Raw genomic sequence first — 13633 nt, 5'->3', positions numbered from 1 at the left:
CGCCGCCATATAACCCGTCCAACCCACCGCCGCAAGACCCAAAACTCAGAGACGAGTTTTTCGTCTCGCAGACAACAGCGTCGTCCGCGTCGTTGGCGGATATCTACGTCCCGGCCGGTCCGGTGTCAACACCGATCTTGCAACAATCTTCGGGACGACGTTTTTGATGCCGATCTGTGGATAACCCGGACGGCGCACAGGCCGGTCCTCGCACCCGCCCTCGGCCCCATGGCCGCCTTATCCGGAATGCCACGGCAGCCCCGCCTGGCACGGTCTTTCCGACGGATTTGGGAGGGCGAGCGCGCCTCCACGTGCGTGCGCTCGCGCGTAGAGGCGCGTTTGCTGTTCCCTGAATTCCTGCTCAGACGCGCGCCGGGCTGTCCGAGCCATATTGATGACATCATGCAGGACGAGTGGAAGACAGGCGGCGACGCGGCATCGCGTGCGCCACGTCCTGCTACTGTGGCTTCTTCCACCCGCTTCCCGGCCGCCGGCCGACGACAAGCGGGGGCCGGAGCGGCGGCGGCCACGGTCCGGTGACACGCTTCGTGGCGGCCTCCGGTCGCGCCCGCTTCGACTTGGCCAACGTTGACTGGGTCATCGTTGACTTGGCCAGCGTCCGGCGGCAAGTTTCCGTACCCTGCGGGCAGCCGGGACGGCGCAACGATACGAGAGACGGCGACAAGGCCGGCGAGCAGAGGGAACGACGCTACCGTGAGAGGATGGGGACGCGGTCAGTCGGCAGGGGCGCGGAGCGGAGGTGTCGACCTCGGCACCGAGCCGGCGCTGACCGTCGGTACGCCGGACGGTCTCCCGCAGCGACGAAGCGTCAGCGTCCGCTGGCTCGCCGGAACCGTGCTCACGGGACTGACCTCGACCGTTCTGATGGGCGGCGCGCTGATGGCCGCGCTCGACGGCCGGCACCAGCTGGCGGTTCCCCCCGAGATCGGCCGCGCCATACGCAGCGCCATCGACAGTCTGGGAACCGGCCAAAAGGGCGACCGCATCCGGCCGACCCAGGAACCCGTCTCCGATCGGCAAGTCCTCCAGGTCAGCACGGTCAGCCGTCAGGGCGACCGCGACCTGATCAAGATGAAGCCCTTCGCCAAGATCACAACCGCGCTCGCGACGTCGATCACCGAGGCCGGCGCGGATATTCCCCCCTTCGATCCGACGCGCCTCGCGGGCGGCGATCCGGGCCCGGCAGCGCCGACGGCCGCCGACAAGCTCGCCGAGATCAAGGATGAGGGCACGTCGGGCGACGGCGAGGACGCCGATGTCGCCAGCGCCGACGGCGGCGCGGGCAGCTCGGGCGACGGTGCGGACCAGGGCGCCGCTTCGGATGCGCCGGCGCAGGAGCAGTTCTACGGCGCCAATGTCGAAGGCGAGATCTCGGTCAAGACCTCCGACCTGCCGCTCGACGAGCAGCCCATGGACAGCGAGCCGAGCGTCGCCGAGGCGGAAGCCGAGGCCGCGGCGCGCGCCACGGTGCCGAACCTCGCGGCCGGGACGGTCATGGCCGCCATGCCCTATGTCGACCCGGACCGCTTCACGGTCGCCGATCCGTCGAGCGATCCGTTCTCGGCGCTCGGCGTCAAGATCGTGCCGGAAAATGTCTCCTTCGTCGCCAAATCGGCGCCGACCTCGCGCAACGAGGAACGCGTCGCCTCGATCGACAAGGGCCAGAACTTCGGCAAGCTGCTCAGCCAGAACGGCGTCGGCGACCAGGATGCGAGCGCGATCATCGCCGCCATGTCGGATCTCGTCGATCTGACCAGCCTGAGAGCCGGCCAGAAGGTGCGCATTCTCGAGGCGATCGAGTCGGATTCTTCGGTTCGCCCGATGCGCGTCTCGATCTATGACGACGGCGTCCACCAGGCCACCGTGGCGCGGCGCGACGACGACACATTCGTGCGCGCCGACGAGCCGGAGAGCTCGACCGACGAATTCGAGACCGCCGAGCCGGCGGCGCCCGATGACGGGCCGATGCCGAAGCTCTACGATTCGATCTACGAGACGGCGCGCGAGCAGCAGGTTCCCGAGCAGCTCATCACCGAGCTGATCCGCATCTTCTCCTATGACGTCGACTTCCAGTCGCGCGTCGCGCCGGGCGATGCGATCGAGGTCTTCCATTCCCTGCCCGAGGATGGCGGGAGCGATGCGGACGACGAAATCCTCTACGCCTCGATCACCATCGACGGCGTGACCAAGCGCTTTTATCGCTATCGCTCGCCCGATGACGGCGTCGTCGACTATTTCGACGAGGACGGCCGCAGCGCGAAGAAATTCCTCGTCCGCAAGCCGATCAATATCGGCATCCTCCGCTCGCCCTTCGGCTACCGCAAGCATCCGATCCTCGGCTATGTCCGCCTGCATCCGGGCGTCGACTGGGCCGCGCCACGCGGCACGCCGATCCTAGCCGCCGGCAATGGCGTCGTCGAAAAGGCCGGCTGGACCTCGGGCTATGGCCGCTTCACGCTGATCCGGCATACCAATGGCTATGAGACGGCTTACGGCCACCAGTCGGGCATCGCCAAGGGCGTCGTCCCCGGCGCGAAGGTGCGCCAGGGCCAGGTGATCGGCTATGTCGGCTCGACCGGTCTCTCCACCGGCCCGCATCTCCACTACGAGGTGCGCATCAATTCCAAGCCCGTCGATCCGCTGCGCGTGCGCCTGCCGCGCGGCCGCGTGCTGCAGGGCGAAATCCTGACGGCTTTCGAAAAGGAACGCTCACGCATCGACACGCTCATCGGGACGCCGGCCGGGGCCAAGGTCGCCTCCATCCCCGACGACGAAGTCACGAACTGAACAATCCGCTGAACGGCGGCGTCACCCAAACAAAAGGCCCGGCGCGAGCGCCGGGCCTTTTTCGTTGTCGTCCGTTTACGCGGCCTTCGCCGCCTCGCCGCGCGGCAGGAACAGCAGCTTGTCCGTTCCGGCCGTGATCTTGACCAGCGTGCCGTCGGCGATCTCGCCGGCGAGCAGCTTGTCGGCGAGCGGATCCTGCACATAGCGCTGGATCACCCGCTTCAGCGGCCGCGCGCCATAGGTCGGGTCGTAGCCCTTCTCGGCAAGCCAGGCCTTGGCCGACTCGTCGAGTTCGAGCACGATCTTGCGCTCCTCGAGCAGCTTCTGCAGCCGCTTCAGCTGGATCTCGACGATCCGCCCCATCTCGGCCCGCTTCAGGCGGTGGAACAGGATGATGTCATCGAGCCGGTTCAGGAATTCCGGCCGGAAATGGCCGCGCACGACCGCCATCACCTGCTCGCGGACCGCATCGACATCCTCGTCGTCCCTGAGCGCCGCGAGATATTCGGCGCCGAGGTTTGACGTCATGATGATGACGGTGTTCTTGAAGTCGACCGTCCGCCCCTGCCCGTCTGTCAGCCGCCCGTCGTCGAGCACCTGCAGCAGGACGTTGAAGACGTCGGGATGCGCCTTCTCGATCTCGTCGAAGAGAACGATCTGGTACGGCCGGCGACGGACCGCCTCGGTGAGAGCGCCGCCCTCCTCATAGCCGACATAGCCGGGAGGCGCGCCGATCAGCCGCGAGACGGAGTGCTTCTCCATGAACTCCGACATGTCGATCCGCACCATCGCGCTCTCGTCGTCGAACAGGAACGAGGCGAGCGACTTGGTCAGCTCGGTCTTGCCGACGCCGGTGGGGCCCAAGAACATGAACGAGCCGATCGGCCGGTTCGGGTCCTGGAGGCCGGCCCGCGCACGACGGACCGCGGTCGAGACCGCATGCACCGCCTCCGCCTGGCCGACGACGCGCTTGGCGAGATCGTCCTCCATGCGCAGCAGCTTCTCGCGCTCGCCCTCCAGCATCTTGTCGACGGGGATGCCGGTCCAGCGCGCAACGACCTGAGCGACATGCTCGGGCGTCACCGCCTCCTCCATCATCGTCGAAGTCTGCTCCTTCTCGGCCGTTGCGAGCTGACGTTCGAGCGCCGGGATCGTGCCATAGGCAAGTTCGCCCGCCTTGGCGAGATCGCCGGTGCGCTGCGCCTTGTCGAGGTCGCTCCGCGCCTGATCGAGCTGCTCCTTGATCTTCTGAGCCGAGTTGAGCTTCTCCTTCTCGGCCTGCCAGCGCTGCGTGAAGGCGGCCGATTCCTCCTCAAGGTCGGTCAGCTCCTTCTCGAGCCGCTCAAGCCGGTCCTTCGAGGCCTGGTCGGTCTCCTTCTTCAGCGCCTCGCGCTCGATCTTGAGCTGGATGATGCGACGGTCGAGTTCGTCCAGCGCCTCGGGCTTGGAATCGACCTGCATGCGCAGCCGCGCCGCCGCCTCGTCGACAAGATCGATCGCCTTGTCCGGCAGGAAGCGGTCGGTGATGTAGCGGTTCGACAAGGTCGCCGCCGACACCAGCGCGGAATCGGTGATCCGCACGCCGTGATGCAGCTCGTACTTCTCCTTGATGCCGCGCAGGATCGAGATCGTGTCCTCGACCGTCGGCTCGCCGACGAAGATCGGCTGGAAGCGCCGGGCGAGCGCTGCGTCCTTCTCGACATGCTTGCGATATTCGTCGAGCGTGGTGGCACCGACGCAGTGCAATTCGCCGCGGGCGAGCGCGGGCTTCAGCAGGTTGGAGGCGTCCATCGCGCCATCCGCCTTGCCGGCGCCGACCAGCGTGTGCATCTCGTCGATGAACAGGATGATGCCGCCATCGGCCGCGGTGACTTCCGACAGAACGGCCTTCAGCCGCTCCTCGAACTCGCCGCGATACTTCGCACCGGCGATGAGCGAGCCCATGTCGAGCGCCAGAAGGCGCTTGTCCTTGAGGCTCTCCGGCACGTCGCCATTGACGATGCGCAAGGCGAGGCCTTCCGCGATCGCGGTCTTGCCGACGCCGGGTTCACCGATGAGGACAGGATTGTTCTTGGTCCGGCGCGAGAGGACCTGGATGGTACGGCGGATCTCGTCGTCGCGGCCGATGACCGGATCGAGCTTGCCGTCCTTGGCGACCTGCGTCAGGTCGCGCGCATATTTCTTCAGCGCGTCATACTGGCCCTCGGCCCCGGCCGAATCCGCCGTGCGGCCCTGGCGCAGCGCCTCGATGGCGCGATTGAGCCCCACCGCCGTCACGCCGGCGTCTTTAAGGATCTGCGCGGTCTTGGCATCCTTTTCGAGCGCCAGGGCGAGCAGCAGCCGCTCGACCGTGACGAAGGAGTCGCCGGCCTTCTTGGCCAGCTGCTCGGCCTGCGCGAACACCTTGGCGAGCGCCGGCGCCAGATAAAGCTGCCCCGCCCCGCCACCGGAAACCGACGGCATCGCGGCCAGCGCCTTCTCGGTCGCGGCCAGCGCCTCGCGCGCGCGTCCGCCGCTGCGATCGATAAGACCGCCGGCAAGCCCTTCCTCGTCATCGAGCAGGACCTTGAGGAGATGCTCCGGCGCGAACTGCTGGTGACCGCGCGTCAGGGCCTGAGTCTGCGCCGACTGGATGAAGCCCTTGGCGCGCTCGGAATAATTGTCGAAGTTCAAAATCGTCCCTCCTGACCCGTCCCCGCCGCCCTCATGAGGCACGGCGGGCCGATCAAAAATGCGGGCGTCGCCGCCCGGCGGCAGCCGTCTCGGCCTGCCACGTGAACGATATGGTGTTGCCGCAGCGCAACAGGAAGGGGCGGCGCGGGAGAAAATTACGGCCGCGATCCAGCGCGCCGAAGGACGGGCGACCGGCCTCCGCCGATCGCGCTTTCGGCGGCCGCCTTGCTCATTTGAGCCGCGCCTTCGCAGCCCCGTTCGGCAGCGCTGCGAGTGGCCGACCGATCAATGAAACAGCGCCAAGATCCCCGCCGGCCCTTGGCCGCGAGGCTTGAGTGAAGAGGTCGCGCGGGGCGGCCTGCTGCCCACGCGCGGACGGCGCGCCGGCTGAATTGGATATGTGAGGTGCCCGAGCCGCCCGTTTGAGGCAGCCGGCGCCCCGCGCCGACGAGATCTGCGACCGGTGCCGATGGACCGTGGGTGTTTCGTTGCTGGGTCACCCGGCGGCAAGTCCCACGCCAGCCTCTGCCTTGAGGAAGAAGCCGAACGCCCGCCGCTGGCCCGCGTGTACGGACCCGGCGCATCGGAGTTCCGGCCGCCCATTGGGACGAGGCTCGTTACCCCCTCGCCCCCAAGGCCCGCCGAGCCCCACCCGCAAACGGAACGACCGGTTCGCCCTCTTCGGTGGGTGGGGATGAGCGGAGTATGCGCCCGGTCGGAGGGGGCGGGGATAGATTATTTTCTCGGGCGCGAAGCCTGATGCAGCCGGATGATCTTCCCCCCTCCCCCTTGCGGGGAGGGCCGGGGTGGGGTCGCGGGCTACGGATGTCGCCTCAGGAAGAAAACGCCGGCATCTGTCGGACGCGTCACGGCCAACGCCACCGACCCCCACCCTGGCCCTCCCCACAAGGGGGAGGGAAATAGGGTGTGCCGGTTGTTGGGCCGTGGATCAGCTGCGAGGTCGACGCGAATAGCGTCGGATTATTCCTCGTCGACGGTCTCGATCGCGAGCGTCGGCTCGGCGCCTTCCTCAGCGGTGCGGCGCGTGCGGGCACGCGAGGCGCGGCGGCGGCGGGGACGGAACATCTCCTCCTCGCTCGTCGCGCCGACGGCCGGCTCCTCGGACGGCGCAGCGGCCGGAGCCGCCTCGATCGCCACCGGCGCCACCACGATCTCCTCGATGGGAGCCGGGGCCGGTGCAGGCGCAGGCGCCGCGACGACCGGAGCGGGCTCGGGGGCGACGTCGATCACCGGCTGCGGCGTGTCGCCCGTGACGAAGCGGGGCAGATCGTTGCGGACCGGGCGCTCGCCGCGTTCACGACGCTCGCCGCGCTCGCCACGCGGACCGCGATCCTCGCGGTTCTGGCGGAACGGACGCTCGCCGCGACCCTCGGGGCGCTCGCCGCCTTCGGCGCGCGCTTCCTGACGTTCGGGACGCTCGCCGCGCGGCTCCTGCCGGTCTCCACGGGGCTCCTGGCGTTCGCCGCGCTCGCGCTGCGGACGCTCGCCGGCACCGTAGTGGCCGTTCCCATTGCCGTTGCCGTTGCCGTTGACATAGGGCTGGGGCGCCTCGCCGACGGCCGGCGCGAATTCGCCTTCGCCCGCGAGCCGCTCCTGCGCCAGACGATCGTGCTGACCGAAGCGGTCGCTGAAGCGATCATCTTCCTCATCCAGGCCATCATCTTCCATATCCGGACGATAGAAGGGCTGCTGCTGAGGATTCTGCACCTGGGCCGCCGCGATGACGCGGAAATAGTGCTCGGCGTGCTGGAGATAGTTCTCCGCCATCACGCGATCGCCGGAAGACTGCGCATCGCGCGCCAGCGAAACATATTTCTCGGCGATGTGCTGGGCGGTACCGCGGATCTTGACGTCGGGACCGTTGCTTTCGAAGGAGCGGGTGAGCGGATTGGGCCCCTTCCGGTTTCTCCCGCGCATTCTCTTGTTATTATTGTTGTTATTGTTGTTCTGCTGTCCTGGTCGCATGAGCTTTCTCTTCCATGACCCTAAGGTCAGACAACGCGTTCGGGTCTGGGCGCATCGCGGCCTGTCGCGCCACGCATTCGTCTCGCGCCGGTGACAGGAGGACGACACCGGACGGAGCAGAATGGTGGGCGCACTGCCATCGGATTCGATCCGTGCATGACCGGGCGAAGCCCTGGCCGCTCATCGGCACGAAGACCGACGGATCCAATACGTTGCGCCATGACCGAGCAGAGATGACGTCCGTGACGACTGGATAAGCGCGCGGCTTTCGTTCCCCATGCGCCCGCGATTCCGATCGCCTCGCCGCGGTTAAGCCGGATGCGGATTTCTCCACTGCACCCGGATAACGCATCAAATCTATCTGCGGCGGGTCGAAAACTAGCCGTTTCGGTGCGCCTTTCCAAGTGCATTCTTCAAATTCATCCAAAGAGCCCTTGTGGCTCGGAGATGGCGACCCGCTCGGCCTCGACGACACGGCCGATCCCGGCGAGATCGCGATGGAGGCGCACGTCGAAGCCGGCTTCCTTCAGAAGCGCCGAGACCGATTCGTGCTGATCGTAGCCGACCTCGAAGAATGCCGCGCCGCCGGGCGCGAGCACGCGCTCCAGATCGGCGATGATCACGCGATAGGCGTCGAGCCCATCCGCACCGCCATCGAGCGCGAGCATCGGGTCGAACTCGCGCACTTCGCGCGCCAGACCCGCAATGACTTCGCTTCTTATATAGGGTGGGTTCGACACCAGAACATCCACCTGGGCGAGGGCCTGCGACCAGTCGCCGCGCAGAAAGAGGCTGCGATCGGCAAAACCGAGGCGTTCGGCATTGTTCCGCGCCGTGGTCGCCGCCTCCTCGGACAGGTCGAGACCCAAGGCCGTGATCTCGGGCAGCGCGCTCATCAGCGCAAGCAGGATGGCGCCGCTGCCAGTGCCGAGATCGGCGACGGTGAGCACGCGTTCGCGCCCGCCATGGCGGTCGAACCAGGCGAGCACGGCTTCGACGAGCACTTCCGTATCGGGCCGCGGCACCAGCGTCGCCGGCGAAAGACCGATGGAGAGACCCCAGAATTCGCGCGCGCCGATGATGCGCGCCACGGGCTCGCCCGCGATCCGCCGGTCGAGGTAATCCTCGATCCGCAGCCGCTCGGCGCTGGACACGGCGCGGTAATCGAACAGCGACAGCCGGTTGGGCTCGATATCGAGCACGGCGGCGATCAGGAGGCGCGAATCGAGCGCCGGTGTGCCTTCGCTGCCGAAGACGGCGGCAAGACGTTTCGCCGCCATGCGGCGCAGGGCTCCGAGGGTCAGCGCCTCGCCGCTCATTGGTCGAGCGCGGCGAGCAGTCCCGCCTGGTGCTCGGTGATCAGCGGCTCGATGATCTCGTCCAGCGCTTCACCCGTGATGACCTGATCGAGCTTGTAGAGCGTCAGGTTGATGCGGTGGTCGGTGACGCGCCCCTGCGGAAAATTATAGGTGCGGATGCGCTCCGAACGATCGCCGGATCCGACCTGTCCCTTGCGGTCGGCGGCGCGCTCCGAGGAGAGGCGCTCGCGTTCCAGATCGAACAGGCGCGCGCGCAGGATCTGCATCGCCTGCGCCCTGTTCTGGTGCTGCGACCGTCCGGCCGCGACGATCACGGTGCCGGTCGGCAGATGCGTGACGCGCACCGCCGTATCGGTCGTATTGGCGTGCTGGCCGCCGGCCGAGGAGGCACGGGTGGTGTCGATCTTGATGTCCTCGGGGCGGATGTCGACGTCGACCTCCTCCGCCTCGGGCAGCACGGCGACTGTCGCAGCCGAGGTATGGATGCGTCCGCTCGCTTCCGTATCCGGCACGCGCTGCACGCGGTGAACGCCGGATTCGAATTTCAGGCGCGCGAAAACGCCGCGCCCGGAAACCTCGGCAACGACTTCCTTGAAGCCGCCCGCATCGCCTTCGCTCTCGGAAAGCACCTGCATGCGCCAGCCATGCAGCGCCGCATAACGCTGATACATGCGAAAGAGATCACCCGCGAACAGTGCCGCCTCGTCGCCTCCAGTGCCGGCGCGGATTTCGAGGATCGCGCTCTTCTCGTCCGCCGCGTCCTTGGGCAGCAGCAGCAGGCGCACCGAACGCACCGAGGCTTCGATCGCCGCGTCGAGGCGGGTCTTCTCCTCCTCGGCGAGCGCGGCCATTTCCGGATCGCCCTCGAGATCCGCCAACGCGGCGCGCTCGGCAGCCAGCGCCTTCAGTTCGGTCGCCGCCTCGACGACGTCCTGAAGCTCGGCGCGCTCCTTCGACAGCTTGACCAGCGCCTCGCCATCGCTCGTCGCCGCGAGCTTCTGGTCGATGATCTCGGCGCGCGTCGTGAGCTGGCCGATCTTGTCCCAGGGCAGGCCTTCGGGAAGAACCAGGGTCACAGCGGCACGCCTTCCGCCTCGGCGAAGGCGACGAGCATCTCGCGGATGCAATCCTCGCCGTCGCTCGCCTCGATCAGCGGATCGAACCGGCTCTTGAGCCGGCCGACATCGAGCTGCAACAGCATCGCCTTCACCGGGCCGATCGCCGCGGGCGACATGGACAGCGAGCGGAAGCCGAGCGCGACGAGCGCGAGCGCGGCGAGCGGGCGGCCCGCGATTTCGCCGCACAGCGTCACCGGCTTGCCGGCGGCATCGGCCGCGTTGACGATGAGCTTCAGCGCGCGGAGGAAATGGCGCGACAGCGCGTCGAAGCGGCTGGCCACCTGCGTGTTGCCGCGATCGCTCGCCGTCAGATATTGCAGGAGATCGTTGGAACCGACCGAGACGAAGTCGACCGCCGCCATCAGCCGGTCGAGCTGGAACAGCAGCGAGGGCACCTCGACCATCGACCCGAGCAGAATGCGCGAGGGCGGCTCGCGGCCATGATGGGTCAATTGCTGCAGCTCGCGATCGAGCAATTCGCGCGCCTTGTCGATTTCCCAGACCTCGGTGACCATCGGCAGCATGACGCGCAGCTCACGGCCGGCGGCCGCGCGCAGCAGCGCGCGGAACTGCATGCGCAACAGGCCCGGGCGATCGAGGCCGAGCCGGATCGCGCGCCAGCCGAGCGCCGGATTCTCCTCCGGATGGTTGCGCATATAGGGCAGCACCTTGTCGCCGCCGATATCGAGCGTGCGGAAGGTGACCGGCAATTCGCGCGTCGCATCCAGCACAGAGGCATAGAGCGCCGTCTGGTCCTTCATGCGCGGCATGGTCGAGGCGACCATGAACTGAAGCTCGGTGCGGAAGAGGCCGATGCCCTCCGCCCCTGCCTCGGCCAGATGCGGCAGGTCGACCAGCAGGCCGGCATTCATGTTCAGATTGACGCGTACGCCATCGCGCGTCACCGCCGGCTTGTTGCGCAGCAGGCGATATTGCGCCTGACGCTTGGCGCGGAACTTGACCTTCTCGCCATAGGCGGCCTCGACATCGACGGCCGGGCGGATATGCGCCTCGCCGGTATCGCCGTCGAGAATGATCGCGTCGCCATTCTCGACCAGCGAGACGATGTTGTTCGCCCGGCCGATCGTCGCGATGCCGAGCGCGCGCGCGACGATGGCGACATGGCTGGTCGGACCGCCCTCCTCCAGCACCAGGCCGCGGATCTGGCTGCGGTCATAGTCGAGCAGTTCGGCGGCGCCCATGTTGCGCGCCACGATGACGCCGTCCTTCGGCATGGGCGAGCGATCGCCCGCGCCCTTGCCCATCAGCTGGCGCAGCAGGCGGTTGGCGAGATCGTCGAAATCGTGCAGCCGCTCGCGCAGGAACGGATCGGTCTGGCGCAGCAGACGCGCGCGCATGTCGCTCTGCACCTTCTCGACCGCCGCCTCGGCCGAAAGGCCGTTCTGGATCGCCTCTTCCATGCGCCGCGCCCAGCCGCGGTCATAGGCGAACATGCGATAGGCTTCGAGAATGTCGCGATGCTCGCCGGCGAGCGCGATGTCGTCGCGCGAGAGCATGTCGTCGACGGAAAGGCGCAGATGCGCGATCGCGGTCTCCAGGCGCTGGAGCTCGGCCTCGATATCCTCGGCGATCAGCGCGGTGACGACGACGCGCGGCTCATGCAGCACGACATGGCCGAGCGCGATGCCTTCGGAAAGCGGCGCCGCCTTCAGCGAGATCGGGCGCTTGACGTCGAGCGAGGTGCCGGGACGGGCGAGCCCTTCGAGCTCGCCGACCGCGATCATCTCGGCCAGCACCATCGCCGTGGTCTGGAGCGCCTCGACCTCTTCGTCGAAATAGGTGCGATGCGAGCGGTTCTGGACCGTGAGCACGCCGAGCGTGCGGCCGGCGCGCAGGATCGGCACGCCGAGGAAGGCGTTGTAGATCTCCTCGCCCGTCTCCGGGAGATAAGCGAAGGCGGGATGGCTTTGCGCGTTGGGCAGGTTGAGCGGCCGCGCCTCGGCCGCGATCAGGCCGACCAGGCCCTGGCCGACGCGCAGTCCCGTCTGGTGCACGGCGGCACGGTTCAGGCCCTCGGTCGCGTAGAGCTCGAGCACGTCATCGGCGCGGAGCACATAGACCGAGCACACCTCCGCGACCATGTTGGACGCGATCTGAGCCACGATCTTGTCGAGCCGGTCTTGCGCGCTGATCGGCTCCGCCATGATCTCGCGCAGGCGGCGGAGCAGGACGCGCGGTCCGGCGAGAGACCCCCGCATGGTCCGCCTTCCTCGAGAACTCGTCTTGCCGGCCGGGACCCGACTATCGGGACCCGCCACCGGTCGCGGCTGATTCGCCCCGCCGGAAGAGCTATGCGCCCTTCCGTGGCACGAGTTGGGCCGTACGCAAAATGGCGACTTCGAACAGGGTTCCGCCGGCCTCGGCCGGAGCCCTGCCGTCAGGCGGCATCCAACCCGTATAGGGAATGGAGGGTGCGCACGGCAAGCTCCGTATAAGCCGAGTCGATCAGGATCGATATCTTGATCTCAGACGTCGTGATCGCGCGGATGTTGATGCCCTTGGCGGCCAGCGCCTGGAAGGCGGAGGCGGCGACGCCGGCATGGCTGCGCATGCCGATGCCGATCACCGACACCTTCACCAGATCGCGCGAGCCCTGGACCTTGGCATAGCCGATCTTGTCCTTCGCCTTTTCGAGCTCGCTCATCGCGCGCTCGAAATCGGCCACCGGCAAGGTGAACGTCATGTCGGTCGTCGTGCCGTCCTCGGAGACGTTCTGCACGATCATGTCGACATTGATGTTGGCCTCGGCCAGCGGCACGAACACGGCCGCCGCGACGCCGGGCTTGTCGGCGACCTCGCGCAGCGAGATCTGGGCTTCGTCCTTGGAATAGGCGATGCCGGTGACGACCTGCTTCTCCACGATCTCGTCCTCGTCGCAAATCAGGGTTCCGGGGGGATTGTCGACGTCGCCGAGGCGCGGATCGGCCGGATCGTCGAACGACGAGCGCACGAAGGTGCGCACGCCATGCACCATGGCGAGCTCGACCGAACGGACCTGCAGCACCTTGGCGCCGAGCGAGGCCATCTCGAGCATCTCCTCATGCGAGACGCGGTCGAGGCGCTTCGCCTTCGGCACGATGCGCGGGTCGGTCGTGTAGACGCCGTCCACATCGGTATAGATGTCGCAGCGCGCGGCACCGATCGCCGCGGCGATCGCCACCGCGCTGGTATCGGAGCCGCCGCGGCCGAGCGTCGCGATGCGGTTGTCGGGGCCCAGCCCCTGGAAACCGGCGATCACGGCGACCTGGCCTTCGCCGAGCCGCTCGATCAGCTTCGAGCCGTCGATATCCAGGATGCGGGCCGCGCCATGGGCGTTGTCGGTCTTGATCGGGATCTGCCAGCCCTGCCAGGAGCGCGCATTGACACCGATCTCCTGCAGGCAGATCGCCAGCAGGCCGGACGTCACCTGCTCGCCCGAGGCAACGACGGCGTCATATTCGCGCGCGTCATGCATCGGCGCGGCGGCGCGGGTCCAGGCGACGAGTTCGTTGGTCTTGCCCGACATGGCGGAGACGACGACCGCGACTTCCCAGCCGGCGTCGACCTCGCGTTTGACGTGACGGGCCACATTGCGGATGCGATCGATATCGGCGACGGACGTACCGCCGAACTTCATCACCAGCCGGGCCATCATCAACCTTCAACGGGCAGCTTCCACCGCTTGCGCGGCGGACGATATGACAAACCCGGCGAAGGACCGCCGGGCGG

General features: G+C 67.5%; 7 protein-coding genes. 1 reads left to right on the top strand and 6 read right to left on the bottom strand.

The window, feature by feature from the left end; genetic code table 11:
- Nucleotides 1-714: 714 nt before the first annotated feature.
- On the top strand, nucleotides 715-2808 hold the full coding sequence (locus GGR25_RS25035) for a peptidoglycan DD-metalloendopeptidase family protein (RefSeq protein WP_183399529.1): 2094 nt from the start codon (nucleotides 715-717) through the stop codon (nucleotides 2806-2808).
- Nucleotides 2809-2883: 75 nt separating this feature from the next.
- Here GGR25_RS25035 and clpB read toward each other — a convergent pair whose 3' ends face one another.
- The 6 genes from clpB to GGR25_RS14725 all read right to left on the bottom strand — a co-directional run bounded on the left by clpB (nucleotide 2884) and on the right by GGR25_RS14725 (nucleotide 13556).
- On the bottom strand, nucleotides 2884-5481 hold the full coding sequence (gene clpB / locus GGR25_RS14750) for an ATP-dependent chaperone ClpB (RefSeq protein WP_183399528.1): 2598 nt from the start codon (nucleotides 5479-5481) through the stop codon (nucleotides 2884-2886).
- A 981-nt stretch (nucleotides 5482-6462) separates the two neighbouring features.
- On the bottom strand, nucleotides 6463-7467 hold the full coding sequence (locus GGR25_RS14745; RefSeq protein WP_183399527.1) for a DUF4167 domain-containing protein: 1005 nt from the start codon (nucleotides 7465-7467) through the stop codon (nucleotides 6463-6465).
- Between the two features lie 419 nt (nucleotides 7468-7886).
- The gene (gene prmC, locus GGR25_RS14740; RefSeq protein ID WP_183399526.1) at nucleotides 7887-8747 is read right to left on the bottom strand and encodes a peptide chain release factor N(5)-glutamine methyltransferase; all 861 of its coding nucleotides are present in this window, start codon (nucleotides 8745-8747) and stop codon (nucleotides 7887-7889) included.
- A 35-nt stretch (nucleotides 8748-8782) separates the two neighbouring features.
- Nucleotides 8783-9862 (bottom strand): peptide chain release factor 1, encoded by a 1080-nt coding sequence (gene prfA, locus GGR25_RS14735; RefSeq protein ID WP_380146876.1) that lies wholly within the window; start codon nucleotides 9860-9862, stop codon nucleotides 8783-8785.
- Complete coding sequence (ptsP, locus tag GGR25_RS14730) at nucleotides 9859-12123, bottom strand: phosphoenolpyruvate--protein phosphotransferase (protein WP_183399525.1); 2265 nt, start codon at nucleotides 12121-12123, stop codon at nucleotides 9859-9861. Before ptsP ends, prfA begins: the two co-directional genes overlap by 4 nt.
- Before the next feature lie 179 nt (nucleotides 12124-12302).
- Nucleotides 12303-13556 carry an aspartate kinase gene (locus GGR25_RS14725; protein ID WP_183399619.1) on the bottom strand — a complete coding sequence of 418 codons (1254 nt, stop codon included), beginning with the start codon at nucleotides 13554-13556 and terminating at the stop codon, nucleotides 12303-12305.
- Nucleotides 13557-13633: the final 77 nt, after the last annotated feature.

The organism is Kaistia hirudinis, from assembly GCF_014196455.1.
Taxonomy (GTDB): Bacteria; Pseudomonadota; Alphaproteobacteria; order Rhizobiales; family Kaistiaceae; genus Kaistia; species Kaistia hirudinis.
Note: the sequence above shows the minus strand (reverse complement) of the source record. Positions and strands in the feature narration are given on the sequence as shown.

Bases quoted from the DNA above. Each gene is read 5' to 3' on its own strand.
- GGR25_RS14745 (WP_183399527.1), bottom strand. From the start codon at position 7,467: ATGCGACCAGGACAGCAGAACAACAATAACAACAATAATAACAAGAGA.
- prmC (WP_183399526.1), bottom strand. From the start codon at position 8,747: ATGGCGGCGAAACGTCTTGCCGCCGTCTTCGGCAGCGAAGGCACACCG.
- ptsP (WP_183399525.1), bottom strand. From the start codon at position 12,123: ATGCGGGGGTCTCTCGCCGGACCGCGCGTCCTGCTCCGCCGCCTGCGC.
- GGR25_RS14725 (WP_183399619.1), bottom strand. From the start codon at position 13,556: ATGGCCCGGCTGGTGATGAAGTTCGGCGGTACGTCCGTCGCCGATATC.